General features: G+C 71.8%; 23 protein-coding genes. 11 read left to right on the forward strand and 12 right to left on the reverse strand.

What is annotated here, in order from left to right; translation table 11 throughout:
• Positions 1-2: 2 nt before the first annotated feature.
• A complete protein-coding gene (egtB, locus tag AC07EQ_RS23535; protein ID WP_478390058.1) occupies positions 3-1,340 on the reverse strand; it encodes an ergothioneine biosynthesis protein EgtB in 1,338 nt (445 codons plus the stop codon).
• 32 nt (positions 1,341-1,372) lie between these two features.
• A complete protein-coding gene (gene egtA, locus AC07EQ_RS23540; RefSeq protein WP_478390059.1) occupies positions 1,373-2,605 on the reverse strand; it encodes an ergothioneine biosynthesis glutamate--cysteine ligase EgtA in 1,233 nt (410 codons plus the stop codon).
• A 267-nt stretch (positions 2,606-2,872) separates the two neighbouring features.
• On the opposite strand from egtA, the gene AC07EQ_RS23545 reads away from it, so the two are divergent.
• The 4 genes from AC07EQ_RS23545 (at position 2,873) to AC07EQ_RS23560 (ending at position 8,763) form a co-directional block, all read left to right on the forward strand.
• Positions 2,873-3,466, forward strand: coding sequence for a TetR/AcrR family transcriptional regulator (locus AC07EQ_RS23545; protein ID WP_478390060.1), 594 nt, complete (start codon positions 2,873-2,875; stop codon positions 3,464-3,466).
• A 97-nt stretch (positions 3,467-3,563) separates the two neighbouring features.
• Positions 3,564-5,651: an FUSC family protein gene (locus AC07EQ_RS23550; RefSeq protein WP_478390061.1), complete on the forward strand. Its 2,088-nt coding sequence runs from the start codon at positions 3,564-3,566 to the stop codon at positions 5,649-5,651.
• A gap of 117 nt (positions 5,652-5,768) precedes the next feature.
• Positions 5,769-7,148 (forward strand): pyridoxal phosphate-dependent decarboxylase family protein, encoded by a 1,380-nt coding sequence (locus AC07EQ_RS23555; RefSeq protein WP_478390062.1) that lies wholly within the window; start codon positions 5,769-5,771, stop codon positions 7,146-7,148.
• 103 nt (positions 7,149-7,251) lie between these two features.
• Positions 7,252-8,763 (forward strand): alpha/beta hydrolase, encoded by a 1,512-nt coding sequence (locus tag AC07EQ_RS23560; RefSeq protein WP_478390063.1) that lies wholly within the window; start codon positions 7,252-7,254, stop codon positions 8,761-8,763.
• Between the two features lie 85 nt (positions 8,764-8,848).
• Here the strand turns inward: AC07EQ_RS23560 and AC07EQ_RS23565 are convergent, their stop codons facing one another.
• A complete protein-coding gene (locus AC07EQ_RS23565; protein WP_478390064.1) occupies positions 8,849-10,324 on the reverse strand; it encodes a peptide MFS transporter in 1,476 nt (491 codons plus the stop codon).
• Positions 10,325-10,543: 219 nt separating this feature from the next.
• Here AC07EQ_RS23565 and AC07EQ_RS23570 point away from each other — a divergent pair, with 219 nt between their 5' ends.
• The 5 genes from AC07EQ_RS23570 (at position 10,544) to AC07EQ_RS23590 (ending at position 16,211) form a co-directional block, all read left to right on the forward strand.
• Positions 10,544-11,104 carry a TIGR03086 family metal-binding protein gene (locus AC07EQ_RS23570; protein WP_478390065.1) on the forward strand — a complete coding sequence of 187 codons (561 nt, stop codon included), beginning with the start codon at positions 10,544-10,546 and terminating at the stop codon, positions 11,102-11,104.
• Positions 11,105-11,286: 182 nt separating this feature from the next.
• Positions 11,287-12,624, forward strand: a complete 1,338-nt coding sequence (locus AC07EQ_RS23575; protein ID WP_478390066.1) for a hemolysin family protein — start codon at positions 11,287-11,289, stop codon at positions 12,622-12,624.
• Positions 12,621-13,661, forward strand: coding sequence for a hemolysin family protein (locus AC07EQ_RS23580; protein WP_478390067.1), 1,041 nt, complete (start codon positions 12,621-12,623; stop codon positions 13,659-13,661). The genes AC07EQ_RS23575 and AC07EQ_RS23580 overlap by 4 nt, the downstream gene beginning before the upstream one ends.
• A gap of 114 nt (positions 13,662-13,775) precedes the next feature.
• Complete coding sequence (locus tag AC07EQ_RS23585) at positions 13,776-15,299, forward strand: protein kinase domain-containing protein (RefSeq protein WP_478390068.1); 1,524 nt, start codon at positions 13,776-13,778, stop codon at positions 15,297-15,299.
• Positions 15,300-15,335: 36 nt separating this feature from the next.
• Positions 15,336-16,211, forward strand: a complete 876-nt coding sequence (locus AC07EQ_RS23590) for a 3-methyladenine DNA glycosylase (protein ID WP_478390069.1) — start codon at positions 15,336-15,338, stop codon at positions 16,209-16,211.
• Here the strand turns inward: AC07EQ_RS23590 and AC07EQ_RS23595 are convergent, their stop codons facing one another.
• Complete coding sequence (locus AC07EQ_RS23595) at positions 16,212-16,592, reverse strand: winged helix-turn-helix transcriptional regulator (RefSeq protein WP_478390070.1); 381 nt, start codon at positions 16,590-16,592, stop codon at positions 16,212-16,214.
• A gap of 40 nt (positions 16,593-16,632) precedes the next feature.
• Complete coding sequence (locus AC07EQ_RS23600) at positions 16,633-17,895, reverse strand: MFS transporter (RefSeq protein WP_478390071.1); 1,263 nt, start codon at positions 17,893-17,895, stop codon at positions 16,633-16,635.
• A 91-nt stretch (positions 17,896-17,986) separates the two neighbouring features.
• Between AC07EQ_RS23600 and AC07EQ_RS23605 the strand changes: the two genes are divergently transcribed.
• A complete protein-coding gene (locus tag AC07EQ_RS23605; protein WP_478390072.1) occupies positions 17,987-18,949 on the forward strand; it encodes an ArsR/SmtB family transcription factor in 963 nt (320 codons plus the stop codon).
• Here AC07EQ_RS23605 and AC07EQ_RS23610 read toward each other — a convergent pair whose 3' ends face one another.
• Positions 18,950-20,182: a Bcr/CflA family multidrug efflux MFS transporter gene (locus tag AC07EQ_RS23610; RefSeq protein WP_478390073.1), complete on the reverse strand. Its 1,233-nt coding sequence runs from the start codon at positions 20,180-20,182 to the stop codon at positions 18,950-18,952. It lies immediately after the preceding gene.
• Positions 20,183-20,320: 138 nt separating this feature from the next.
• Between AC07EQ_RS23610 and AC07EQ_RS23615 the strand changes: the two genes are divergently transcribed.
• Positions 20,321-20,902, forward strand: coding sequence for a TIGR03086 family metal-binding protein (locus AC07EQ_RS23615; RefSeq protein ID WP_478390074.1), 582 nt, complete (start codon positions 20,321-20,323; stop codon positions 20,900-20,902).
• Between the two features lie 60 nt (positions 20,903-20,962).
• Here AC07EQ_RS23615 and AC07EQ_RS23620 read toward each other — a convergent pair whose 3' ends face one another.
• From AC07EQ_RS23620 to AC07EQ_RS23645, 6 genes are all read right to left on the reverse strand, one after another.
• Entirely contained in the window at positions 20,963-22,501 is a 1,539-nt protein-coding gene (locus AC07EQ_RS23620) for a class I adenylate-forming enzyme family protein (RefSeq protein ID WP_478390075.1), read from the reverse strand.
• 170 nt (positions 22,502-22,671) lie between these two features.
• Positions 22,672-23,451 carry an energy-coupling factor ABC transporter ATP-binding protein gene (locus AC07EQ_RS23625; RefSeq protein WP_478390076.1) on the reverse strand — a complete coding sequence of 260 codons (780 nt, stop codon included), beginning with the start codon at positions 23,449-23,451 and terminating at the stop codon, positions 22,672-22,674.
• The gene (cbiQ, locus tag AC07EQ_RS23630; protein WP_478390077.1) at positions 23,439-24,206 is read right to left on the reverse strand and encodes a cobalt ECF transporter T component CbiQ; all 768 of its coding nucleotides are present in this window, start codon (positions 24,204-24,206) and stop codon (positions 23,439-23,441) included. The genes AC07EQ_RS23625 and cbiQ overlap by 13 nt, the downstream gene beginning before the upstream one ends.
• 2 nt (positions 24,207-24,208) lie before the next feature.
• A complete protein-coding gene (locus AC07EQ_RS23635) occupies positions 24,209-24,550 on the reverse strand; it encodes a PDGLE domain-containing protein (protein WP_478390078.1) in 342 nt (113 codons plus the stop codon).
• A complete protein-coding gene (locus AC07EQ_RS23640; RefSeq protein ID WP_478390135.1) occupies positions 24,547-25,218 on the reverse strand; it encodes an energy-coupling factor ABC transporter permease in 672 nt (223 codons plus the stop codon). Before AC07EQ_RS23640 ends, AC07EQ_RS23635 begins: the two co-directional genes overlap by 4 nt.
• A gap of 177 nt (positions 25,219-25,395) precedes the next feature.
• A complete protein-coding gene (locus AC07EQ_RS23645) occupies positions 25,396-25,665 on the reverse strand; it encodes a HesB/YadR/YfhF-family protein (protein ID WP_478390079.1) in 270 nt (89 codons plus the stop codon).
• Positions 25,666-25,742: the final 77 nt, after the last annotated feature.

Here is a 25,742-nt window from a genome sequence, read left to right on the forward strand (position 1 = left end):
GGTCAGTCGCGCTCCCCTCGTCGGGGCGTCCGGGCGCACCGGAAGCCGGCGAAGATCTGCCGCCGGACCGGGTAGTCCCAGTTCCGGAAGGTGCCGCGGCACGCGGTGGCGTCGGTGCCGAACGAGCCGCCGCGCAGCACCTTGTAGTCGGGCCCGAAGAACACCTCGGAGTACTCGCGGTACGGGAACGCCGAGAACCCCGGGTACGGCGAGAAGTCCGTCGCCGTCCACTCCCAGACGTCGCCGATGAGCTGCCGCGCACCGCACGGCGCCGCGCCGTCCGGATAGGCCCCGGCGGGCGCCGGTCGCAGGTGCCGCTGCCCCAGGTTGGCTTGTTCGGGACGCGGGTCGGCGTCACCCCACGGGTACCGCCGGGACCGGCCGCTCGCGGGGTCGAACCGCGCGGCCTTCTCCCACTCGGCTTCCGTGGGCAGCCGCTTGCCCGCCCACGCCGCGTACGCCTCGGCCTCGTGGAAGCTGACGTGCACCACCGGTTCCTCCGGCGGCACCGGCTCGACGTGGCCGAACCGGCGGCGCAGCCACCGGTCGCCCTCCAGCCACCAGAACCGCGGCGCCCGCAGGCCGGCCCGCTGCCGGTGCCCCCAGCCCGCGTCGCTCCACCAGCGCGGGTCGTCGTAGCCGCCGGCATCGATGAACGCCAGGTACGCGCCGTTGGTGACCGGGGTGCTGTCGAGGTAGAAGTCGTCGACGTGGACCTGGTGCGCCGGTCGCTCGTTGTCCAGCGCCCAGGGTTCCGCGGAGGTGCCCATGGTGAACGGCCCGCCGGGCACGAACACCTCGGGCGGCAGGACGTCCACATCGGACGGTGGTGGCTCGGCCGCGAGGGCCGGTGGCCCGTCCCGCAGCTGGTGGGTGGCCAGCATCGTCTCGTCGTGCTGCTGCTCGTGCTGCACGATCATGCCGAAGGCGAACGCCTGCTGGACCAGCCGCCGCCCCTCCATCGGGACGCGGTCGACCAGGTCGAAGACCTTCGAGCGCACCGTTGCGACGTACTCGCGCGCCTCGGCCGGGCCCAGCAGCGGCAGCTGCGGGCGGTCGGACCGGGCGTGCTGGAACGCGTCGTAGAGGTCGTCGATCTCCGGGCGGATCGCCGGCGCGCCGCCGACGTCGCGCACCAGCCACAACTCCTCCTGGCTGCCGACGTGCGCCAGGTCCCAGACCAGCGGCGACATCAGCGGCGAATGCTGCTTCACGAGGTCCTCGTCGTCGACCGAATCGGTCAGCTCGGCGCTGCGCTGCCGGGTGCGCGCGAGTTCCGCGGCCACGTGCGCGCGCAGGTCGGCGATCCCCAGATCCACCAGATCTTGCGTGCCTTCCACCGGTCACCTCCGGTTTCGTCAGCGGTCAGCGGTCAGCGGTCAGCGGGCGCGGCGAGCCGCCGCGCCACGAAGTCGGCCAGCCGCCCGGCCAGTCCGGCCGGGCTGTCCGGCTCCTCCTCCAGGTGCCGGCACGCCAGCTCGAACACGTCGCGGGCGCTGCGCGCCAACGCCGGGTCCAGCAGCCCGTGCCGCGCAGCTTGCACCCACCGGCCGACCGCCGGGGACGTCATCGCCAGCACCTTGTCCACAGTGGATTCATCGCGGAACAGCGCGATCAGCGCGCCCGCGGGCAGCATCCAGTCCTGGCCGGGCTGCGCGTCGAGGTAGCGGACCTCGAAGTAGCCGCGCGGCCGGACCGGCGGGAACACCGTGGACAGGTGGTAGTCGAGGTCGTCGCGGGTGGGCGGGTGCGGCAGCGCGCCGTGGATCCACTCCGCGAAGCTGATGCCGCTGGGCGCCGTCCAGTCCCCGCCGTCGCGGCGCAGGCACACGATCGCGGTGTCGAGCACCCGCTTGGCCCAGCTGGCCGCCGGGTCGACGGTGATCGGGCCGGGCCGGGTGCGCGGCGGATCGGTGCGCAGCAGCGCGCGGGTGCGAGTGGACACCCAGCCGGTGCGTTCGCCGAAGAGCATCGGCGAATTCGCGAACGTCGCCATCATCACCGGCCCCAGCGCGTGCAGCGCCGCCCATCGGGCGGCCACCCGGTCCGGTTCGCCGGCGTCGAGGCAGACCTGCACGCCGGCGGTGCTGCACATCATCAACCGACCGTCCAGGCCGATGCGGTCGAAAGCGGTTTCCATCGCGGCGTAGCGCGGCACCCGCAGGATCCGGTTCGGGTACCGCCACGGGTCGGTGCCCTGCTCGCCGAGCACCAGGCCGGCGGCGCGCAGCCGGCGCTCGACGTACTCGGCGTCGGTGGCGACGACGCTGAACAGCGACCGCATGGACGTGGTGGGAAGACTGGAGATCTCGACCTGGCCGCCGGGTTCGACGGTGAGCACCGAGCCGTTGGGCAATTCGCGGTGCGGGCTGTCCGGGACCAGGGAGCGCGGGGCGTGCGGGCCGAGCGCGGCGATCAGCGTCGCGGCGTCGAGCGTCCGGCCCGGGTCGTCGGAGTGGTGCACGGTCCATTCGAGTTCGATGCCCATCAGTCGCGGCGGACCGTGCTTGAAGCACACCGACGCGACGTAGGCCTCGGCCTCGGCCCTGGTGCGGACCCGGGAGGCCGGGAAGTCGGCGGCGGCGGGGTCGGTCGTAGTGGGCAATTCGATCACCCCCTGTAATTGGCCGGTTACCGACGCTACCGCTCCCCCCTGACGCCCGCGACCCTTGTTCTTGATCCGGAGAACTGGTAGTAGCGAAAGGGAAACCCGTTCCCCCACCCGCTTTTCCTGGATCTCGACCGCCACGCGGGTAACGGTTCCGCCGGTCCCGGCGACCATATGGTCGGGGGTCGCCCATCGGTTGGGACATGCGCAGCAAAACGTACGTACGGATTGCAATGTGGCGGCCGCACCTGGGACGATCAGAACATGCCTCGGGTCAGCCAGGACCACCTCGACGCCCGGCGCCGTCAGATCCTCGACGGTTCCCGGTCGTGCTTCGCGCGCTTCGGCTACGAAGGCGCCACCGTGCGGCGGCTGGAAGAAGCGACCGGCCTGTCCCGGGGTGCGATCTTCCACCACTTCAAGGACAAGGAGTCGCTGTTCCTCGCGCTGGCCGAGGACGACGCGACCCGGATGGCCGACGTGGTGGCCGAGCAGGGCCTGGTGCAGGTGATGCGCGACCTCCTCGCCGAGCCCGCCGGTGGCACCGGCAGCGCGCCCGGCGCGGACTGGCTGGGCACCCGGCTGGAGGTGTCGCGCCGGCTGCGCACGGACGAGGAGTTCCGGGCGCGCTGGGCGCAGCGCTCCGAGCAGCTGACCGCCGCCACCCGCGCCCGGCTGAAGTGGCAGCGCGACGCCGGCAACCTCCGCGACGACGTCGACGTCGACGTGCTGACCGCCTACCTGGAGCTGGTGCTGGAGGGGCTCGTGTCCCACCTGGCGATGGGCCTGCCCGCGGCACACCTCCCCGCGGTGCTGGACGTCGTCGAGGAGAGCGTCCGCCGCCACCGCGGTAGCTGACCCGCACGGCCCGCCCGGGTAATCTCGCTACCGCGAACGGCCGAGCCCCAGCAGGACCATCCGGGTTCGGCGCACACCCCGAAGGAGCGCGCGGCGCATGTGGAGCGAGTGGTGGAACCGCTTCCTCGCCTCGGACCCGGCGCTGCGCCGTCTGCGCACCGCGGCCCGGGTGACGCTGTCGGTCGCGCTCTCGCTCGTGGTGGTGCTGCCGCTGCTGGCGTGGTGGGGACAGCCGCTGCCGCTGGCCATGCTGGCCGCGGTCGTGGCGATCAACTCCTCGCTCGGCATCAACGACCCGGACCGGCGGCAGCAGAAGATCACCAACCTGCTGATGCCGCTGCCCGCGGTGCTCGCGCTGCTGCTGTCGATCCTCACCTCGCCGTGGCCGCTGCCGAACAGCCTGCTGTTCCTGGTGGTGATCTTCACCGCCACCTACATCCGCCGGTTCGGGCCGCGGTTCTTCCCGCTGGGAATGGTCGCGTTCATGGGCTACTTCTTCGCGATGTTCCTGCGCCCCCAGCTGCCGCAGCTGCCCGCGCTGATCGCGGCGGCGGTGGTCGGGGCGCTGGCCGCGTTCGCGATGCGGTTCCTCGTGCTGCGGGACGATCCCGAAGGCGTGCTCGAACGCGGCCGCCACACGCTGCGCGCCCAGGTGCACGGGCTCCTGCACGCGGTGCGCGACGTCGCCGAGCACCCGGATTCGACGCAGCGGCGACGCGAACTGCACAACCGCTCGGTACGGCTCAACGAGACCTCGCTGATGCTGGAGAACACCGTCGGCCAGCTCGACGACCTCGACGAGGCCGGCCGCGAGCTGCTCCGGCAGCGCATCCTCGACGTCGAACTCGCGGCCGAGAACCTGCTCACCCCGCTGATGCGGCTCGTCGACCACCCCAGCGGCGGCACCACCGTGCCGCACGCGATCACCGCGCTGCTCGCGGTGCTCAACACCGAGCCGCGGGAGGTCCGGGAGGCCACGCGGCTGGTCGCCGAGGGGATCGAGCAGCAGGGCTCGGTGGAGATCGCGATGGCGGTGCGGCGGCTCGGCGCCGGGCTCGCGGAGCTGGCCGACGCGACCGGCGAGCTCGGCGGCGAACGCCGGGAGGAGGTGCCGCCGGAACCGGCCGGCGAGCCGGAGCCGGCCGAGGACGACGAGACCGGGTTGCGGCGGCCCGAGCTGCGGATGGCGATCCAGGTGACCTGCGCGACCGCGCTGGCGATCATGCTGGGCCAGCTGGTCTCGCCGAACCGGTGGTACTGGGCGGTGATCACCGCGTTCGTCGTGTTCATCAGCACCAACAGCCGCGGCGAGCTGCTGGTGCGGGCGTGGCAGCGCACCGCGGGCACCATGCTCGGCGTGGTCGCGGGCATCCTCGTCGCCGCGCAGATCTCCGGCAACACCCCTGCCGAGATCGCCATGATCCTGACCTGCGTGTTCCTGGGCTTCTACTTCGCCGGCTACTCGTACGCGGTGATGACGTTCTTCATCACCGCCTTGCTCGGCGCGCTCTACGGGATGCTCGGCACCTTCGACGAGGCCGTCCTGGAGACGCGGCTGTGGGAGACCGCGGTCGGCGCGGCGGCGGGCGTGCTGGCGGCGGTGTTCGTGCTGCCCACCCGCACGCGCTTCCTGGTGCGCACCAACATCCAGGACTTCCTGCTGACGCTGCGGGACTTCCTGCGCGGCACCGGCACCGAGATCAGCGCGCACGACACGGTCGCCGGCCTGCAGGAGTCGATGCGCGACCTCGACGACGGGCTGCAGCGGGTGATCACCAGCGCGAAGCCGCTGACCAGCTACCGGCTGCGCTCCCGGCGCAGCCAGGTCCAGCGGTCGGTGGCGATGCTCAGCGGCTGCGCGTACTACGTGCGCAACCTGGCGGTCGCCCTGTCCTCCACTGTGGACATGGTCGACGAGGACACCCGCAACCGGCTGGCCGAGCTGCTGTGGGCGCTGGCCGACGCGGTGGAGTCGCTGACCGACGAGGCCCAGGTCAGCTTCGAGGCGGCGATCGCCTCGGCGCACAGCACGGCCGACGCGCTGCACGACATCGCCGAATCGCTGACCGACGGCCCGACCTCCCTGCACCGCACCATCCGCTGGCTGGACCGCACGACCCAGGTCGTCGAAGACCTGGCCCGCGAACTCCCCGCGGCCACGCCCGGGAAGCAACCCGTCACCTGAGCCACCGAGCAGTCCAGCCGATCCGGATTGGACCGCGCCGACGTGCGCCTGCTTCGTTACGGTCGTGAGTGAGTTTTCCGGTTCCTACCGGATCAAACGCTCACGAAGGATGTCGCATTGCACCCGAAGCTCTCCGAAGACCTCGTCCGGCTACCCGAGCTGCTCGACATCGCTCGGCGATGCGCCGTCGAGGCGCTGTCCGGGATCGCGGACCGGCCTGCCGCCGTACCGCCCGCACCACCGAATTCTGCTTCGCTGCCCGATTCCGGCATCGGCGCCGAAGCCGCCCTAGAACGGTTCCAGAGCCGCTGGGCGCCGGGCTTCTCCGGCAGCGCGGGGCCCCGCTACCTCGGGTTCGTGACCGGTGGCGCAACCCCGGCTGCCGTGGCAGGCGACTGGCTGACCAGCACGTTCGACCAGAACGCGGCTGCCGGCGGCGACTCGTCGGCGCTGGACCTGGAGCGCGAAGCGACCGGCTGGCTGCGCGAGCTGTTCGGCCTCGGCACGGCGCACGAAGGCGCGTTCGTCAGCGGCGCGACGATGTCGAACTTCGTCGGGCTGGCGATCGGCCGCGAATGGGTCGGTGAGCAGCTCGGCGTCTCCGTGGCGCAAGACGGCGTGGCCGCTCTCGGGAACGTTCCGGTGCTTTCCGGCAGTCCGCATTCCAGCGTCTACAAGGCACTCTCGATGCTCGGCCTAGGCCGCGGTTGCGTTCGCGAGGTGGCCACGCTGCCCGGGCGGGAGGCGGTCGACGTCGACCGGCTTTCCGCGGAACTCGCCGCGCTCGACGGGCGGCCCGCGATCGTGGTCGCCAATGCGGGAACGGTCAACACCGTGGACTTCGACGACCTGCGGGCGATCGCCGAACTGCGGCGGCGCTTTCCGTTCTGGCTGCACGTCGACGCCGCCTTCGGGGGCTTCGCCGCGCTGTCCCCGCGGCACACCGAACTGGTCGCAGGCATCGACGAGGCCGACTCGGTGTGCGCGGACCTGCACAAGTGGCTCAACGTGCCCTACGACAGCGCAATCCAGTTCACCCGGCACCGGGACCTGCAGGTCCGGGTGTTCCAGAACGCGGCCGCGTACCTGGGCCCGATCACCGAAGACCCGGACTTCGTCCACCTCACGCCGGAGAACTCGCGCCGGCTGCGCGCCCTGCCGGCCTGGTTCACGCTCGCGGCCTACGGGCGGCAGGGGCACCGCGAGATCGTCGAACGCGACATCGCACTCGCACACGACCTCGGCGACCGGATCGCCGGGATGCCGCACCTGCGGTTGCTCGCACCGGTGCGCCTCAACGTCGTCTGCTTCACCCTCGCCGACGATCCCACCGCCGAGCGGGTCGGCTCACTGGCCCGCTCCGTCGCCGGATCCGGGGAAGCGTTCCTCACCCCGACCGTCTACAAGGGAACGCCCGGTCTGCGCGCGGCCTTCAGCAATTGGCGCACCACCGGGGCGGATGTCGGTCGCGTCGCCGCCGCCCTGCTGGCCGGCTGAACCGGAATCGGCCGGGGGACACGGACTTTCGCTGCCGGGTGTGGAACCGGGCCACCGATTACGCTCCGCCCTGAACCAGGTTCCACTCCACGAGGAGACGCCCGTGAAGCGTTCGATCGCGCTCGGCCTCGCCGGGGCCGCGGTGCTGGCCGGCACCGCGGCGCCGGGAGCTGCCGCCCAGGCCGCGCCCGGCCTGCAGTTCGGCGCGTGCCCGCAGGACATCAGCCAACCCCACCCGCAGCTGCAGTGCGCCGACCTCGACGTGCCGCTGGATTACGCCGCGCCGAACGGCGAGAAGCTGCAGCTGCTGATCGCGAAGTCGCCGGCGCGCAAGCCCGAGGCCCGGCGCGGCTCGCTGCTGATCAACCCCGGCGGTCCGGGCGGGCCGGGGGTGGCCTTCGCCGGCACGCTGGGCGGCCGGCTGCCCGCCGAGGTGCTCGACGCCTACGACCTGATCGGGTTCGACACCCGCAACTCCGCGCACAGCACCCCGATCAGCTGCGTGGACCCGGCCACCTACTGGCGGCAGCCGCTGCCCGACCCGGACTCACCGCAGACCCGCGAGCAGAACTGGCAGCGCGCCCAGGAGTACGCCGACGGGTGCGCGCAGCGGGCCGGCAAGTACCTGCCGCACCTGAACACGCCGACCAACGCCCGGGACATGGACCGCATCCGGGACGCGCTGGGCGAGCCGAAGATCAGCTACCTCGGCTATTCCTACGGCACCTACCTCGGCGCGGTGTACGGCCAGTTGTTCCCGGAGCGCGTGGACCGGATGGTCCTGGACAGCGCGGTCAACCCGGACACCTCCGAGGTCTGGTACCGCAACAACCTCAACCAGGACATCGCCGGGCAGCGGCGGCTGGGCGGCTACTTCGACTGGATCGCCCAGCACGACCAGGTGTTCCACCTCGGCACCGACCGCGGCCAGGTGCAGGCCGCCTGGGACGGCGTCCGGGCCGAGCTCCGCAAGGGGGCGCGCGGCGCGCTCGGGCCGTCGGAGCTCACCGACATCACCTTCGGCGCCCTCTACGGCGAGAGCAACTGGAAAGGCGTCGCCGAGGCGGTCGCCGACTTCCGCCTCCGCGGCGACGACCGCAAGCTCGTCGCGCGGGTGTCGGCGAAGGACGCGGCGGCGGAGAACAGCAACGCCATCTACAACGCCGTGGAGTGCGCGGACGCCCCGTGGCCGACCCGCCGCAGCGAGTGGGAGCGCGACTCCGAAGAGCTGGCCGCCGACTACCCGCTGGCCGCCTGGTACAACAGCTGGACCATCGCGCCCTGCCGGGTGTGGCACGCTCCCCGGCAGCAGCCGATCAAGATCACCGGCGCGGGGCTGCCGCCGATGCTGGTGATCAACTCGGAGCACGACGCCGCGACCCCGTACGCGGGCGCGGTGGAGATGCACCGGTCGCTGCCGTCGTCGGTGCTGGTCACCGAGAAGGACGCGGGCAAGCACGGCGTGTGGGCGATGGCCGGCAACGCCGAGGTGGACCGGATCGGCACCGACTACCTCGTCCGGGGCGTGCTGCCGAGCGGGAACGTCACGGTCGCGGGCCACGAGAACCCGGACCCGGCGGCCCCGGAGAAACCCCGCACCCTCGACCTGCGCTGAAAAGAGGCCGGCCCCGGGATCACCGGGGCCGGCCTCTTTTTCGTTCACCCGCACCGCCACACAGGATGAGCTGGAAACTCCCTAGCTAGTTCACGCCGTGCATGTAGCGCTTGATGCTCTTGGAGCCGAGCAGGAGTAGCACCGCGCAGCCGATCGTGGCCGCGCCGACGATGCCGAAGTAGACCGGCTGGTTGTCCACCGAGTACAGCTTCACCACCTGGGCGCCGAGTCCCTGCCCCATCGCCGGGGCCAGGAAGTACAGGCCCATGGTCTGGGAGGCGAAGACCTTCGGCGCCAGCTTGGTGCTCGCCGACAGGCCGACCGGCGAGAGCATCAGCTCACCGAAGGTCATGATCACGAACACCAGCGCGAGCATGATCGGCAGGTGCTTGCCGTCGCCGGCGACGAACTTCGACACCACGACCCACAGGAACGAGACACCGACGAAGAACAGGCCACCGACGAACTTCTGCGGGGTCGACGGCTGCCGCTCCCCCAGCTTCGTCCACAGCAACGCCATCAGCGGCGCCAGCACGATGATCGCCAGCGAGTTGATGGACTGGAACCACGACGCCGGGATCACGAACCCGAGGATGTTCAGATTGGTGTCCGCCTCGGCGATGTTGGCCAGCGAGTTCGGCTGCTGCTCGAAGAGCAGGAAGAACAGCGCGGTCGCCAGGAACAGCGGGATGTAGGCGATCAGCCGGTCGCGCTCGATCTTGGTGATCTGCTTGCTGGAGAGCATCACCGCGAAGTAGATGACCGGCAGCACCGCGGAGATCAGACTGATCACGTTGACCAGGCCGTCGAGGCCCATCACGCCGCTCACCGACAGGCCGACCAGGACCGCGATGAACGCCAGGCCGATGCCGATGGCGCGCCCCAGCACGCGGCCCTTGTGCCCGGCGGGCAGCGGGTTGACCGGTACCAGCCCGGCCGAGCCCAGGTTCTTGCGCCCGAGCTGGTACTGGATCAGCCCGAACGCCATGCCGACGGCCGCGGCGCCGAACCCGACGTGCCAGCTGACCTTCTCGCCGAGGGTGCCGACGACGAAGGGGGCCAGGAACCCGCCGAGGTTGATGCCCATGTAGTAGATCGAGAACCCGGCGTCGCGGCGCGTGTCGTGTTCGCCGTAGAGCCCGCCGACGAGGCCGGAGATGTTCGGCTTCAGCAGCCCGGTGCCGATCACCAGCAGCACGAGCCCGAGCACCACCGTGGCGATGCCGCCGGGCAGGGCCAGGCTGATGTGGCCGAGCATGATCACGCAGCCGCCGTAGAACACCGCACGTTGCGCGCCGACGACCCGGTCGGCGAGCCAGCCGCCGAGGATGCCGGTCATGTAGACGGAGGCGCCGTAGACGCCGACCACCGACAACGCCGTCGACTCGGGGATCCCCAGGCCGCCCTCGGCGACCGCGAAGTACAGGTAGTACCCGAGGATCGCCCGCATGCCGTAGTAGGAGAACCGCTCCCACATCTCGGTGAAGAACAGCGTCGACAAGCCGCGGGGGTGCCCGAAGAAACCCCTCTGCGGTGCGTCCGCAACCGTGGGTGTGCTCACGATCACGTCCTCTCGTGTGTCCTGGCGGCGGTAGCCGCTCGACGAAACCTGCGGCAGGTTACGTCTCGCCCCAGTGGCCCAGACCACCGGGGCGTAAACCCGCCTCGCCGCGGATGCCACGAGCGCCCCCGACCAGCCACACTGGACGCGTGGCCAGGGATTCCGCCGCCACCTCCGGGCGCCCCGTGACCGATTTCACAACGCTCATCGGGAGAAATCATGCAGCTGCTGGACGCCCACCGCAGGGCCATGGCCGAGTTCGACACCAGGGTGGGGCACATCGGCGACGGCCAGTGGGACTTGCCGACGCCGTGCACGCGGTGGAGCGTCCGGGACCTGCTCGGTCACCTGGTGTCCGAGCAGCTGTGGGTGCCGTGGCTGCTCGACGGCGCCACCTTGGACGAGGTCGGCGACCGCTTCGACGGTGACGTCCTGGGCGCCGACCCGGTCGGCGCGTGGCGGGAGGCCGCCGCGGCGGCCCGGCGGGCGTGGGACGAACCAGGCGCGACCGATGGCGAGGTCAACGTGACGGGCGGCGTGATCCCGGCGCAGGACTACGGCTGGCAGATGACGCTGGACCTGGCGGTGCACGCCTGGGACCTGGCCCGCGGCATCGGCGCCGACGACCGGCTGGACCCGGCGCTGGTGACCGCGGTGCGCACCGTGTTCGCGCCGCAGATCCCGGCCTGGGCGGACATGGGGATCTTCGCCCCGCCGCGCCCGGTGCCCGCCGACGCCGATGAGCAGGCCAAGCTCCTGGCCCTGCTCGGACGATCGTGATGATGTTGGCGCGGCCGGACCGGCCCGAACCCCGTATACTGGCGTCGTATTTTTCCGAATTTCTGTCTAGGAGTGACGTCTTCAGTGCCTGCGGCACAATCCCCCGAGGGCAGTACCGAGCCGGGACATAGTCCCGGCTTTCCGAATCTGATGGCCGGTTTCCCCGCCCGGGGTGATCGGTGATGGAGATCCTGCTGGCCGTTCTCGGCCTCGTTTTCGTCGGCATCCTCACACTGGGCACCGGATTGGCGGTCGCCGCGGAGTTCTCGCTGACATCCTTGGAACGCAGCACGGTGGACGCGCACGTCCGCCAGGTCGGCGACCGGCGCGCGCGGGCCGTGCAGAAGGCGCACCGGACGCTGTCGTTCCAGCTCTCCGGCGCTCAGGTCGCGATCACGCTGACGACCCTGATCACGGGTTACGTCGCCGAGCCCTTGATCGGTGAGCTGATCCGGCCGGCGCTGATCGCGCTGGGGCTGCCCGGCGAGGCCGCCGGGGCGGTGTCGCTGACGCTGGCGATCCTGCTGGCCACCACGCTGTCGATGGTCTTCGGCGAGATGGTGCCCAAGAACCTCGCGATCGCCCGGCCGTTGCCGACCGCGCGCGCGGTTTCCGGCTACCACGCCGGGTTCTCGCAGGTCTTCCGCTGGCTGATCGACGCCATGAACAACAGCGCCAACTGGGTCGTGCGCCGCTTCGGCATCGAGCCCCAGGAGGAACTCCGGTCGGCGCGTTCACCCGACGAGCTCGGCTCGATCGTGCGCTCCAGCGCCGAGCACGGAACGCTGGACTCCGCGACCGCCCAGCTGATGGACCGGTCACTGCGCTTCGGCGACCGGACCGCCGAGGAGCTGATGACCCCGCGCGTGCGCGTCGAGTCGCTGACGGCCGACGAAAGCGTGCTGGACCTGCTCGACATCGCCCGCCGCACCGGGTTCTCCCGCTTCCCGGTGAACGGCGCCGACCTGGACGAGGTGCACGGTGTCGTCCACGTCAAGCAGGCGTTCGGCGTGCCCGCCTCCCGCCGCGCGACGACCCCGGTGGGGTCGCTGGCCCGGCCGGTGCCGACGGTGCCGGAGACGCTGGACGGCGACGCGCTGCTGAACCGGCTGCGCGGGTCCGGGCTCCAGCTGGCCGTGGTGGTCGACGAGTACGGCGGCACCGCGGGCATCGTGACGCTGGAAGACGTAGTCGAAGAGATCATCGGCGACGTCCGCGACGAGCACGACCGCCGCGAGATCGCCGCCGTGCGCCGCGCTGGCGATGGCACCTGGATCATCTCCGGGCGGCTGCGCCCGGACGAGCTCGCCGAGGCCACCGAGTTCGCCGTGCCCGACGGGGACTACGAGACCGTCGCCGGTTTCGTGCTGGCCCGGCTGGGCCGCATCCCCGAGGTCGGCGATCGCCTCGACCCCGATGGATGGGATCTGACCGTCACGCGGATGGACCGCCACCGCATCGCCGAGCTGCGGCTCACCCGCCGGCCGGCGCACGTCGAGGCCGTGGAGGAAGTCCGATGAGCGACGGTTTCGCGATCGTCCTCGGTGTCGTTCTGCTGCTGCTCAACGCGTTCTTCGTGGGCGCGGAGTTCTCGCTGCTGTCCTCCCGCCGGGACCGGCTGGAGGCGCTGCTGGCCCAGGGCAACAGCCGGGCCAGGATCGTGATCAAGGCGAGCCAGGAGGGCTCGCTGATGCTCACCAGCGCCCAGCTGGGCATCACGCTGTGCTCGCTGGGCCTGGGGCGGCTGGGCGAACCCGCCGTCGCCCACCAGCTGGAGGTGCCCTTCGCCGCCCTCGGCATCCCCGAGCCGGTCATGCACGCCGTGGCGTTCGCGATCGCGCTGGCGATCGTGGTCGTCCTGCACGTGCTCGTCGGCGAGATGGTGCCGAAGAACCTGGCGATCGCCGAGCCCGAGCGCCTCGCGCTGTGGCTGGTGCCGCCGCTGGTCGGGTTCGTCACCCTGGCCCGGCCGCTGATCGCCGTGTTCAACATGCTGGCCAACGCCGTGCTGCGGCTGCTGCGGGTGGAGCCCAAGGAGGAACTCGACACCGCCTACACCTCGGCGGAACTCGCCGAGCTCCTGGTGGAATCCCGCCGCGAAGGCCTGCTGGACCAGTCCGAGCACCGCAGGCTGGCGCAGACGTTGTCGTCGGTGGAGCACACCGTCGCCGACGTCCTCGTGCCGCTGCCGGACCTGACGACGCTGCCGCAGCGCCCGACGCTGGGCGATGTGGAGCGGGTGGTGACCGAGACCGGGTTCTCCCGGTTCCCGGTGCGGGGTGGTGACGGCGCGCTGCGCGGCTACCTGCACGTCAAGGACGTGCTCGACCAGGCCGGGCACGATCCCTCCACCCCCATCGCGCCCGGCCGCATCCGGCGGCTGCCGACGGTGCCGGTGGGCGCCCTGCTCGACGAGGCGCTGACGTCGCTGCGCCGGGCCGGGAGCCACCTCGCCGTGGCCGTCGGCACCGCGGGCGAACCCGTCGGCGTCGTCGCCATGGAGGACCTCGTCGAGGAGTACGTGGGCACCGTCCGCGACGCCACCCACGTGCACTGACGGCCGCGTGTCTTCCGGGCTGCCCCCGCGGCCCGGAAGATGCGCGGTTCGACAACCGTGACCATTGGCCGATTTGTCACCCATTAGGGTCACGGTGTGCGAGATGATCGGGTCGTGGCTCACCATCAACAGGTCAGCTCCGCCCCCCGCGTCATCGGCGGCCGGTACCGGCTGGAGAGCACCATCGGCCGCGGCGCGATGGGTTACGTCTGGTCCGGCACCGACGAGCTGCTGCAGCGGCCGGTGGCGGTCAAAGAGCTCCGGCTGTCCCCCGGCATCCCCGAAGAGGAAGCCGCCGAGCTGCGCGAACGAGCCCTGCGCGAGGCGCGCTCGATGGCGGTGCTCAGCCATCCCAACGCCGTCATGCTCTACGACGTCGCGCGCGATGGCGAGCAGCCGTTCGTCGTGATGGAGCTGGTGCGGGCGCAGAGCCTGTCGAGCGTGCTCAACAAGCACGGGGCGCTGAACCCGCACCAACTCGCCGTGCTGGTCGACAGCGTCGCGGCGGCCCTGCAGGCGGCGCACCAGGTGGGCATCGTGCACCGCGACGTCAAGCCCGGCAACGTGCTGCTGGGGCGGCACGGCCAGGTCAAGCTCGCCGACTTCGGCATCTCCCGCAACGCCGCGGAATCGACCCTCACCCGCACCGGCGTCCTGGTCGGCACGCCCGCCTACCTCGCGCCGGAGATCGCGATGGGCCGCTCCCTGGGGCCGTCCGCCGACCTGTGGAGCCTCGGCGCGACGCTGTTCGCGGCGGCCGAAGGCCGGCTGCCGTACGACACCTCCGGCGACCCGCTGATCACCGTCAGCTCCATCGTGCACGGGCCGGTGCCGCAGCACCGCCAGAGCGGCCCGATCGGCGAGGTCATCAGCGGCCTGATGATCAAGGATCCCGAGCGGCGGATGCCGCTGCTCGAGGTGCGCCGCCGGCTCCAGGACCTGGCGCGCGACGCAGGGGAGGCCCCCTTCGACGCCCTGCTCGACGCCACCGAGCCCGCACCGCTCCCGACCACCCACCCGGGCACCTCGTCGCAAACCCTGCCCACCGCGCCGGTGAACGCGCCGAAAAGCCGGAACGGGCGCCGGGCGGCGGTCGTGGCGGGCGGGCTCGCGGTGCTGCTCGCGGGTGCCGCCGGGGTTGCCGGTTTCTACGCCGGAGTCGCCGGACGCCCGAACGGAGTCCCGGGCGCGGCGCCGCTGGAGCCGACGTCCGGGCAGGCTCTCGGCACGTCCGCCTACCGCATGATCGAGGCGGAGTCCTTCCAGACGGAGTCCGGTGGCGTCGCCACCGACAAGGAGGGGCAGGTCGGGTTCATCGGGCCGATCGACAACGGCGACGGGGTGCTGTTCCGGGGCATCGACTTCGGCTCGGCGCCTGCGACCCAGGTTTCCGCGCGGCTGCGGACGTGGGCCGACGACGGGGTGAAGGCGAAGATCGAGGTCCGGCTCGGCGGCCCGAAGGGCAAGGTCATCGGCAAGATCAACGTGTCGTCCACCGTGGACGGCCAGGCGTGGAAGGAGGTGCCGGTCGACCTGCAGGAGTCCGTGACCGGCAGGCGGGACGTGTACCTGTCCTTCGTCTCGGACGGAGGCGGGGACTTCCTGGACCTCGACTGGTTCAAGTTCTTCCGCCGCTGACCGCCCCCGCACCCGCCTCGACTACCCTGACCGGCGATGATTGTGCTGTCTGAGCAGGACTGGCGCGCCCGGCAGGCCGCCCACCGGGAGCGGGTCGCGCGCTGGACGCAGCCGCACCGCCGGCGCCAGCACGAGCACCGGAAGCACCCGGTGCTGGACTTCCTCTTCACCTACTACTCGTTCCGCCCGGCCCGGCTGGAGCGCTGGCAGCCCGGTGTCGGCGTCGCGCTGGCGGGCGGCGAGGAGTTCCTGGCCCGCCGGGGCTTCGCCGAGACGCCGGAGGGCGTCGCGCTCGATCCCGCCGCGCTGACCGAGAAACGCCGCGCCAGCACCGAATTCGTGCTCGGGCTGCTGACCGCCACGGCCTCCCGGAAGGCCCGGCTCGGCTGCTTCGGCCTGCACGAGTGGGCCATGGTCTACCGGACACGACCGGAAGAGATCCGGCACAACGGGTGGGCGCTGCGCCTCGGGCACGACGGCACCGACGAAGTCGTCGAATCGATGCCGATCAGCTGCACGCACCACGACGCGTTCCGGTTCTTCACCCCGCAGGCCCGCCCGCTCAACGCGCTGCAGCCCGAGCGCGCCGACCAGGTCCGCCTGGAACAGCCGGGCTGCCTCCACGCGAACATGGACCTGTTCAAGTGGAGCTACAAGCTCGAGCCGTTCGTGCCCGCCGAACTGGTCGCCGACTGCTTCGAACTGGCCGTGCGGGTGCGCGAACTGGACATGCGCGCCAGCCCGTACGACCTGCACGAACTCGGCTACGAGCCGGTTCCGGTCGAAACCCCCGACGGCCGCGCCGACTACGTCCGGCGGCAGCGCGACTTCGCCGCCGAGGCCGCGGTCCTGCGGCAACGGCTGATCGACACCTGCCGCGAGGTCCTCGACTGGGCGGCGCAGCCGGTGTGATCACCCCTGGTCGGCGGCGGCCCGCGCGGCGAGGATGCGGTTGACGTTGCGCTCGGACCAGTCGGCGATCGCCTCCACCGGCCCGCGCAGCGAATGCCCGAGGTCGGTCAGTTCGTAGGTCACCCTCGGCGGCACCTCCGGGTACACGGTCCGGATCACCAGTCCGTCGCGCTCCATCGCGCGCAACGTCTGCGTCAGCACCTTCGGGGCGACGCCGCCGATGCCGGTGCGCAGCCGCGTGAAGCGCATCGGGCCGTCGGAGAGCAGCGTCACCACCAGCACCGTCCACTTGTCCCCGATGCGGTCCAGCACCAGCCGGGTCGGGCAGTTCGGATCGGTCAGATCCCCGCGCTTGAGGACGCTGTCCTCGATGGTATCCACCAGGTACCTATAGCACGGCCGAACAGTCGGTAACAACTGGTTACCGGCGTGCCGGAACGCGCGGCTCCGCAGGCAGCTCTCGCAGGAAGCGCAGCGGCGAGCAGAAGACGACGAGCCAGCTCACCGCGAAGACGCCCGCCGAGACCCACAGCACCGCGCGGACGCCCACGAGTTCGCCGAGCACCCCGGCCAGCACGGAAGCGACGGCCAGCGCGCCGGTCAGCAGGAACCGGAACGTGGCGTTCATCCGGCCCATGAGGCGATCCGGCGTGGCGGCCTGCCGCAGGCTCACCGCGAGCACGTTCCCGATGCCGGCCTTCGCGGTGATCAGCGCCCACGCCACGGCCGCCGGCCACATCCACGAGCCGCTCCCGAGCAGCGGCACGAAGCACCCGGCGCAGCTGGCGACCGCCCCGGTGATCCACAGCATCCGGCCGTGCCCGAACCGCTCGCCGAGCGCACGCGCGCCGATCGCCCCGGTCAGCGCACCGCAGCCGCCGATGGCGAGGAACAAACCCAGGCCCCACTCGCTGATCCCGAGTTCCCGGACGAACAGGACCGGCAGGATCGTGAGGGTCAGCGTCGTGGCGAAGTTCGTCAATGCGCCTTCGACCGCCATGGGCCGCAACAGCCGGTTGCCGAGCACGTGACTCACCCCCGCCGCGACGTCCGGCCACACCCGCGAGGCTCGCGGCACCGGTGCGGTCACTCGCGCGCCCCGGATCCGCCCGATGGCGACGGCCGCGCACGCATAGCTGATCGCGTCGAACGCGATCGTCACCGGCGCGGTGAGCACGGACACCAGCAACCCGCCGACGCTCCGGCCGACGATCTGGTTCACCCCGCGCATCCCCATCAGCCGGGCGTTGGCGCGCACCAGCTGCGCCCGCCCCACGACTTCGGGCAGGAAGCTCTGGGCGGCCACCTCGGAGAACACGGTCGCGATCCCGCCGAGCAACGCGACCACGTAGAGCTGCGGCATCGTGAGGGCGCCCAGCAGCCACGCGACGGGGATCGAGGCGTAAACCACGGCGCGCACCACATCCGTGGTGATCATCACCGCGCGGCGGGGCAGCCGGTCCACCCAGGCCCCGGCGGGCAGCCCGACCAGCAGGAACGCGATGGTGCTGAGGGCGCCGACCGCCCCGACCTGCGCCGGTCCCGCGCCGAGCGCGAGGACGGCGGTCAGCGGCAGCGCGACGAAGCTGATCTGGGTGCCGAGGTCGCTGCCGCCGACGGCGGCGAACAGCAGCCGGAACTCCCCGGGCAACGGGTCGGGATCGGTGGTTCGGTCGTTGATCACCCGGCAACCATGCTTCTCACCCTGCCGGGTGACCACGAATTTAGACTGGGCCGAATCCACCACCGGGAGGCATCGGGTGCTCAGGATGACGATGTCCGCCGGTGACCTCGCCCGCGTCCGGTTCGCCTTCTCCCCGTTGTGGGAGGTCGCGGCCAGCGTGCGGGTCCTGAAGGAGCCCGGCCGGCACCCGCTGCACGGCTCGTGGCGGGCCGAGGCCGAGCGGCGGCTGCAGCGCAGCACCGCCGACCTGTCGCTGCTGTTCGACCTGGTGCCGACCCCGACCAAGTACCTGCCCGGATTCCTCGCGCCGACCCCGGCCACCTCGCGGCCGACCCTGGCCGAGGAGCTCGAAGGGCTGCGGGCGGTGCCGCCGCATTCGGTCCGGACGATGATCGAGAACGCCGGCCGCCCCGCGTCGGCGCCGGTCCGTCGGCTGCACACCGATCCGGCTCGCGAACTGCACCGGCTGGCCGGGGTGGTCGAGAGCTACTGGGACCGGGCGATCCGGCCGTGGTGGCCGGAGATGCTCGACCTGCTGGACCAGGACGTCCGGCATCGCGGCGCCCTGCTGGTGGAGGGCGGCACCACGCGGCTGCTCAACGAGCTCAGCCCCCGGGTCCGCTGGCACGACGACGGCCTGCAGGTGACGCACCGGTACTTCGCCGGCACGCACGCCCTGGACGGCCGGGGCCTCGTCCTGGTGCCGTCGACGTTCGTCTGGCCCACGGTCTTCTCCAAGCTGGAGCCGCTGTGGCCGGCGGCGCTGCGCTACCCGTCGCGCGGCATCGCCGAGCTCTGGACCCCGAAGCCGCGCACCGCGCCCGGCGCGCTGGCCGCGGTCATCGGCAGATCCAGGGCCCTGCTGCTGGCCGAGCTGTCCGCCCCGAGGTCGACCACGGAGCTCTCCCGCCGGACCCGGATGTCCGCCGGGAACGCCTCCCAGCACCTGACCGCCCTCCGCGACGCCGGGCTCGTCTCGGTACGGCGGGAGGGGCGCTACGTGCTCTACAGCCGGACGGACCTGGCCGAGGCCCTGCTCGCCCGGTCCAGCTGATCAGCGCTGGGTGGTCTGGGGCTCCGCGCGGTCGCCTGCCCGCGCCTCGGCGCGGGCGCGGCGGGTCAGCGCGAGGTAGACCACGACCGCGGACAGCGACAGGGCTCCCATCACCACGCCCATCGGCAGTGCCGTGCCGGTACCCGCCGAACCCACCAGCGGCGCCGCGAGGCCGCCGGCCAGGAACTGCATGACGCCCAGCAGCGCCGATGCGCTCCCAGCCGTCTCGGGGTGCCCGGACAGCGACAGGGTCGTGGCGTTGGGGAACACCACGCCCATGCTCGACGCCACCAGGAAGAGTGCCGGCAGCAGCCCCGGCAAGCCCAGACCGAACATGGCGGAGGCCGCCACCGCGACGCCGCCGACCGCGTTGACGCCGAGCCCGATGGCCAGCAGCCGGCTCGGGTCGACCCGGGCCACCAGCCGGCCGTTGAGCTGCCCGAAGAGCACGATGCCCAGCGAGTTCACGCCGAACACCAGGCTGAACAGCTGGGGCGACATGCCGTAGACGTCCTGCAGCACGAACGACGAACCGGCGATGTAGGCGAACATCGCCGCGAACGCCAGCGCCGCGGACAGCGAATACCCGACGAACGCCCGGTCGCCGAGCAGGCTTCCGAAGGTCCGCAGCGTGCTGCCCAGGCTGCCGGGCCGCCGCGACTCGCCGGGCAGGGTCTCGCGCACCCCGAAAGCGGTCGCCACCAGCAGCACCACGCCGATCACGCCGAGCACCAGGAACACGCCGCGCCACGACGTCACCCGCAGCATCTGCCCGCCGATCAGCGGCGCGAGGATCGGCGCCAGCCCGTTGACCAGCATGAGCAGCGAGAAGAACCGCGCCATCGCCACGCCCGAGTACAGGTCCCGCACCACGGCGCGGGCGATGACGATTCCGGCGGCACCGCCGAGTCCCTGCACCAACCGCAGCCCGGCCAGCGCGTACGCGGACGGCGCGACCGCGCACAGCAGCGACGCCAGGGTGAACACCACCAGCCCGATCAGCAGCGGCCGGCGGCGGCCGAAGGTGTCCGACAGCGGCCCGGCGACGAGCTGCCCCAGGGCCAGGCCGACCGTGCACGCCGTCAGCGACAGCTGCACCTGCGACGGCCCGGCTTGCAGATCTCCGGCGATCGTCGGAAAGGCGGGCAGGTACATGTCGATCGACAGCGGGCCGAACGCGGACAGCGCGCCCAGGATCAGCACGTACTTCACCCTGCGCGGTTGGTCCCCCATGCGTTCGCTCCCGTGGTGCTCGATACCGACCGGTACCGTAACTCCGCGGCCAACCCCGGGCAGCGGGCGGGCCCACCGATGAGAATCGGCCGCCGGAGCGGTCTACCCCGTCAGAACGGACTGCGAAGGAGCGGCGAAATGACCGACCTGCCCGACCTCCGGCCGGCCGCCGAGCACCTGGCGACCCTGCTCGGGAACGTTGCCGACGACCAGCTCGGCGCGCCCACGCCGTGCACCGAGTACGCCCTCGGCGACCTGATCGACCACGTCAGCGGCCTATCGCTGGCGTTCACCGCGGCAGCCGTGAAGGACTTCTCGCAGACCGGCGAGGGACCGTCCGGGGACGCCACCCGGCTTCCCGACGACTGGCGCACCCGCATCCCCGCCCAGCTGACCGCGATGGCCGAAGCGTGGCGCGACCCGGCTGCCTGGGACGGCATGACGCAGGCCGGTGGCATCCAGTTGCCCGGTTCGGTCGCGGGCGCCGTCGCGATGAACGAGCTGGTGGTGCACGGCTGGGACATCGCGAAGGCCACCGGGCAGCAGTCCCGGTGCGACGCCGTGTCGCTGGCGTCGGCCTTGGAGTTCGTGTCCGCGTGGGCAACCGAGGAGCCCAGCCCCGACAGCCCGTTCGGCCCGGCCGTCGAGGTCCCGGCTGACGCGACGCCGCTGGACAAGCTCGTCGGCCTCACCGGCCGCAACCCTGCCTGGCAGCCATGAGGAACCCGCGTGCACCTTTGGTTGCCGTAGCCGCCAAAAGTGCACACAGGTCCTGAAGGCTCAGCGGCCCCAGACGGGGTCTCCCCACTCGGTCTGCTCGCGGAGCCGGCGTTTGAGCAGCTTCCCTCCCGGATTGCGGGGCAGCGGCTCCGCGCGCACCACGAAGTACTGCGGCACCTTGAAGTCGGCGAGGCGATCGGCCAGGTAGGCCAGCGCGGCCCGCGGGTCGAACTCGCCGTCCGGCGGCGGCACCACCACCGCGCCGACCTTCTCCCCCATCACGTCGTCCGGCACGCCGACGACCGCCACGTCGGCGACGCCGGGCGCCCCGGCCAGCGCGTTCTCCACCTCCACCGAGTACACGTTCTCGCCGCCCCGGTTGATCATGTCCTTGGCGCGGTCGACGACGCGGACCAGGCCGCGCTCGTCGATGCTCGCCAGGTCGCCGGTGCGCAGCCAGCCGTCGGCGAAGGCGTTCGCGGTCGCCTCCGGCTTGTTCCAGTACCCGGCCACGATGTTCGGGCCGCGGATGAGCAGCTCGCCGACGCCGCTTTCCGGGTCCGGCGCGTCCAGCGCCAGATCCACCACGGGCGCGGCGAACCCGACCGAGTCGGCGTGCTCGGCGGCCCACTCGTGCGGCAGGAACGTCGCGATCGACGACGTCTCGGTCAAGCCGAACCCGTTGCCCACCCGGGCCCGCGGGAAGCCCGCCTTGATCCGCTCGACCAGCGCCGGGGCGATCGGCGCGCCGCCGTAGTTGACCTGGGTGACCGCGCTGACGTCGAGGTCCGCGAACTCAGGCTGCGCCACCGCCAGCGCGTAGATCGCGGGGACCGTGATGAGGGTGTTGATCCGCTCCTCGACGAGGGTGCGCAGGAACCGCTTCGCCTGGAAGTTCGGCAGCACGACGGTGGTGCCGCCGAGGGCGAGCTGCACGAGCAGCTGGGTGTTGCAGCCGGTCACGTGGAACAGCGGCACCGACACCAGATTGCGCTGCGCCGGGCCGTCGGCGCGGTCCGTGCCCATCACCCGCAGCGCGGTCTCCACATTGGACAGGAAGTTCTCGTGGGTCGTCATCGCCCCCTTCGGGAAACCCGTGGTGCCGCTGGTGTAGAAGATCGCAGCGAGATCGTCCGGCGCCAGGTCGTCGACCGCGTGGGCCGGACCGCCGGGCAGCGGATCACCCGGTCGCAGCACGTGCTTCGCGCCGGAATCCGTCAGCACGTAGTCGATCTCGGGTGCGGCGAACCGGATGTTCACCGGCACCGCGACCGCCCCGGCCAGCTGCGTGCCCAGGAATCCCAGCACCCAACCCACCCCGGCGGGCAACAGGCTCGCCACCCGATCGCCCCGGCCGATCCCGGCCGCGCGCAACCCGCCGGCGACGCGCGCCGCCCGGTCCCACAACTGCCGGTAGGTGAGCCGCTCGCCATCGACCTCGACCAGCGCCTCGTTGTCCGGGAAGCGTTCAGCCGTGGACCGGAACATGGTCACCAACGACGCGGGAAGGCCGGTGTAGTGCGCGATTCCACGGCTGTCTCGCCGGATTCCGGAGGTGTCGAACGGGGCGGCACCGCGCGGATGCGGTTCGATCGGCATCCCGCTCACCCCTCCCCGCACATCGGGCTCCTGCCCGGGTCGCCGGGATCTACCGGTCCGCGAACGGTTTCCGCCGAACCCATCGGTGCCTCCTCGCCACGCTGCGACAGACCCGCTCACCCTCACCTCGCGAACAGGCGGGGTCAAGACGTCCGGAAGCGGGGACCGGCTCAGGGAACCCGGAATCCGTAGGGGAGTTCGAGGCGGTGCGCGGCCAGCAGCTCCGCGTCGGACAGCAGCTCCGCGGTGGGGCCGTCGGCGACCACCGCCCCGTCGTCGATCAGCACGCTGCGCGGGCACAGCTGCAGCGCGTACGGCAGGTCGTGGGTGACCATGAGCATCGTGCCGCCCCAGTCCAGCAGCACCTCGGCGAGTTCGCGCCGGGCCACCGGTTCGAGGTTCGACGACGGTTCGTCCAGCACCAGCAGCTCGGGGCGGCAAGCGAGCACCGCGGCCAACGCGACCCGCTTGCGCTGGCCGCCGGAGAGGTGCAGCGGCGAGCGGTCCGCGTGCTCGGCCATGCCCACCGCGTCGAGCGCCGACCGCACGCGATCGGCCAGCTCCTCGCCGCGCACCCCGAAGTTCGCCGGGCCGAACGCGACGTCCTCGCGCACCGTCGGCATGAACAGCTGGTCGTCGGGATCCTGGAACACCAGCCCGACGCGACGGCGGATCTCCTTGAGGTTCCGCGAATCCACGGGCAGCCCGCCGACGTGGATGTTCCCCGACTCGGCCGTGTGCACCCCGTTGAGGTGCAGCGTCATGGTTGTCTTGCCCGCCCCGTTGGGGCCGAGCACCGCGACCCGCTCCCCACGCTCGACGCGCAGGTCGACGCCGTTGAGCGCACGGTGCCCGTCCGGGTAGCGGAACGCCAGTCCGGACACCTCCAGCGCCGGGACGGACGCCGGCCCGGCGGCGCGCTCCGGCAAGGGTTCGGTCAGGCGGTCCACAAGGCCACTCCCAGCACGACGGCGGCGACAGCCGGTGGCAGCATGCCCAGCCACCACGTCGCCGGTGATGTCCGGCGCGACTCCCCCAGCTCGGGCATCGCGCCGCTCCAGCCCCGCGACACCATCGCCAGGTGCACGCGTTCGCCCCGCTCGTAGGAGCGGATGAACAGGCTCCCGATCCCGCGCGCGGTCGCGCCGAGCTGCCACAGGAACCGCGGATCGTGGCCGCGGCAGATGCGCGCGACCCGCATCCGTTTGGCCTCCGCGACGATCACCTCGGCATAGCGCAGCATCAGCGTGATGATGGTGATCAGCAGCCGGGGCGCCCGCAGCCGCTGCAGGCCGACCACCAGCTCCCGCGGCGCGGTCGTGGCGGCCAGCAGCACCGACGTGGCCAACCCGAGCGTGCCCTTGACCAGGATGTTCCAGCCCGACAGCAGGCCACCGGTGGACAGCGCCAGGCCCGCCACCTCGGTGGTCGCGCCGCCGGCGGTGAACGGCAGCACCAGCGCGAGCACCACGAACGGCACCTCGATCAGCAGGCGGCCGGCCAGCCAGCGCGGCGGAACCCGGGCCACCAGCACGAGCCCGAACAGCAGCAGCGCGTACCCGCCGAACGCCCAGAACACCTCGCGCGGCGTCGCCACCACGCACAGCACCACCAGGAAGGCCGCCACGATCTTGACCTCGGGCGCCGACCGGTGCAGGACCGAGTCGCCGGGCAGGTGCAGCGCGCCGGCGTGACCGGCTCCCACCGCTATTCGCCCCCGGTCCGGCGCCGCAGGCCCCAGAACAACCCTCCGGCGGCACCGAGCGTGACCACCGCGCCGATCACCCCGGCCACCCCGGTCCAGCGGTCATCTCCGCCGACGGTGTAGTCCGCCAGCGGGCCGCCGGAGAACGCGTGGTCCTGGGCGTGCTGCGCGATGCACTGCCCTTCCAGTTGCTCGCCCTGCTCGGTCTCCACCACGGTGCAGCCGCGCTGCGTGACCGCGTCCAGCCCGTCGGGGTCGGCGTCCGCGAAGTAGGCCACGCCACCCGCGATGACGAGGATGAACAGGCCGAAGACCAGCAGGAAACGCCGACGTGGGGCGCTCATCGCACGTTCTCCTCCGTCTTCTTCCCGGTCCGCAGCAGGTGGACCAGGTCCGGTCTGGCGGCCGCGACGGCACCCACCGTGGCCGCCGTGATCACGCCCTCGCCGATGCCGATCAGGCAGTGCACCCCGACCATCGCGACCGCGGCCGTGCCGAGGCCGAAACCGGCCGCGCCGCCGACCGCGTATTCGAGGATGAAGCCGCCGGCGGCGGCGACTGTGTTCACCCAGGCCGCGACGAAGGCGGTCACCAGCAGACCGGTCCGGCTCCGCCGCGCGAAGCGGCGCAATGCGAGGGCGACGAGGTAGCCGGCGGCGGTGCCGATCAGCGCCATGTTGGTGATGTTCGCGCCCAGCATGGTCAGCCCGCCGTCGGCGAACAGCAGCGCCTGCACCACCAGCACGATCGCCACGCACAGCGCGCCGACCCACGGCCCGGCCAGGATCGCCGCCAGCGCCCCGCCGAGCAGGTGCCCGCTGACGCCGGGCAGCACCGGGAAGTTGATCATCTGCGCGGCGAAGACGAACGCGGCGACCAACCCCGCCATCGGCGCCGTCCGGTCGTCCAGGTCGGCCCGCGCCTTGGTCAGCGCGACCGCCAGCCCGGCTATCGCCACGGCCGCGAACAGCACCGCCGTCTGCGCGTTGAGCAACCCGTCGCTCATGTGCATGGCGAGCGTGGTGGTCGGCACGGCGCGCTCCCTCCTGGCCGGAACAGCTGCGCATCGAGAGTAGTTGCCGCAATACCGCAATCACCAGTAGCTGGCAGGAGGCCTAGATCGCAGTCCGGCGAGAAAAAACCGTCGTCCCGGGCATAACACCCAGGACGACGGTTCGAGCCCGTTCGGTCAGTCGCGGACGGCCAGCGCCAGTTCGCCGTTGGAGTCCCGCTCGGCGTCCAGCACCTTGTCGCCGAGCAGCGCGGCGACCTGCGGTTCGAGGAACACCCGCACGCCGGATACCTCGACCACCTCGTCGCCCGACTGCGGTTCGGCGGCGATCGACGCCTGCAGTCCTTCACCCGCCGGCGCAATGCGCAGGCCGGAACCTTCCGGAGAGTCGCCGCCGGCGAGGACGAGCTTGATGACATCTGCGGCGCTCTCACTGATGGTGAGCATTGTGCTCAACCCCTTCTCCGAGCCGGTCGGTTTGAAGGGGCCACCGTGTCATCAGCCGCCGCCCCGTCGCAAACCGA

The sequence above is a fragment of the Saccharopolyspora sp. NPDC045839 genome (genome assembly GCF_056431645.1).

Excerpts from the sequence above, each read along its gene's own strand:
- AC07EQ_RS23545 (WP_478390060.1), top strand. The coding sequence starts at position 2,873 with ATGCCTCGGGTCAGCCAGGACCACCTCGACGCCCGGCGCCGTCAGATC.
- AC07EQ_RS23550 (WP_478390061.1), top strand. The coding sequence starts at position 3,564 with ATGTGGAGCGAGTGGTGGAACCGCTTCCTCGCCTCGGACCCGGCGCTG.
- AC07EQ_RS23570 (WP_478390065.1), top strand. The coding sequence starts at position 10,544 with ATGCAGCTGCTGGACGCCCACCGCAGGGCCATGGCCGAGTTCGACACC.
- AC07EQ_RS23575 (WP_478390066.1), top strand. The coding sequence starts at position 11,287 with ATGGAGATCCTGCTGGCCGTTCTCGGCCTCGTTTTCGTCGGCATCCTC.
- AC07EQ_RS23580 (WP_478390067.1), top strand. The coding sequence starts at position 12,621 with ATGAGCGACGGTTTCGCGATCGTCCTCGGTGTCGTTCTGCTGCTGCTC.
- AC07EQ_RS23590 (WP_478390069.1), top strand. The coding sequence starts at position 15,336 with ATGATTGTGCTGTCTGAGCAGGACTGGCGCGCCCGGCAGGCCGCCCAC.
- AC07EQ_RS23605 (WP_478390072.1), top strand. The coding sequence starts at position 17,987 with ATGTCCGCCGGTGACCTCGCCCGCGTCCGGTTCGCCTTCTCCCCGTTG.
- AC07EQ_RS23610 (WP_478390073.1), bottom strand. The coding sequence starts at position 20,182 with ATGGGGGACCAACCGCGCAGGGTGAAGTACGTGCTGATCCTGGGCGCG.
- AC07EQ_RS23615 (WP_478390074.1), top strand. The coding sequence starts at position 20,321 with ATGACCGACCTGCCCGACCTCCGGCCGGCCGCCGAGCACCTGGCGACC.
- AC07EQ_RS23620 (WP_478390075.1), bottom strand. The coding sequence starts at position 22,501 with ATGCCGATCGAACCGCATCCGCGCGGTGCCGCCCCGTTCGACACCTCC.
- AC07EQ_RS23635 (WP_478390078.1), bottom strand. The coding sequence starts at position 24,550 with ATGAGCGCCCCACGTCGGCGTTTCCTGCTGGTCTTCGGCCTGTTCATC.
- AC07EQ_RS23640 (WP_478390135.1), bottom strand. The coding sequence starts at position 25,218 with ATGCACATGAGCGACGGGTTGCTCAACGCGCAGACGGCGGTGCTGTTC.
- AC07EQ_RS23645 (WP_478390079.1), bottom strand. The coding sequence starts at position 25,665 with ATGCTCACCATCAGTGAGAGCGCCGCAGATGTCATCAAGCTCGTCCTC.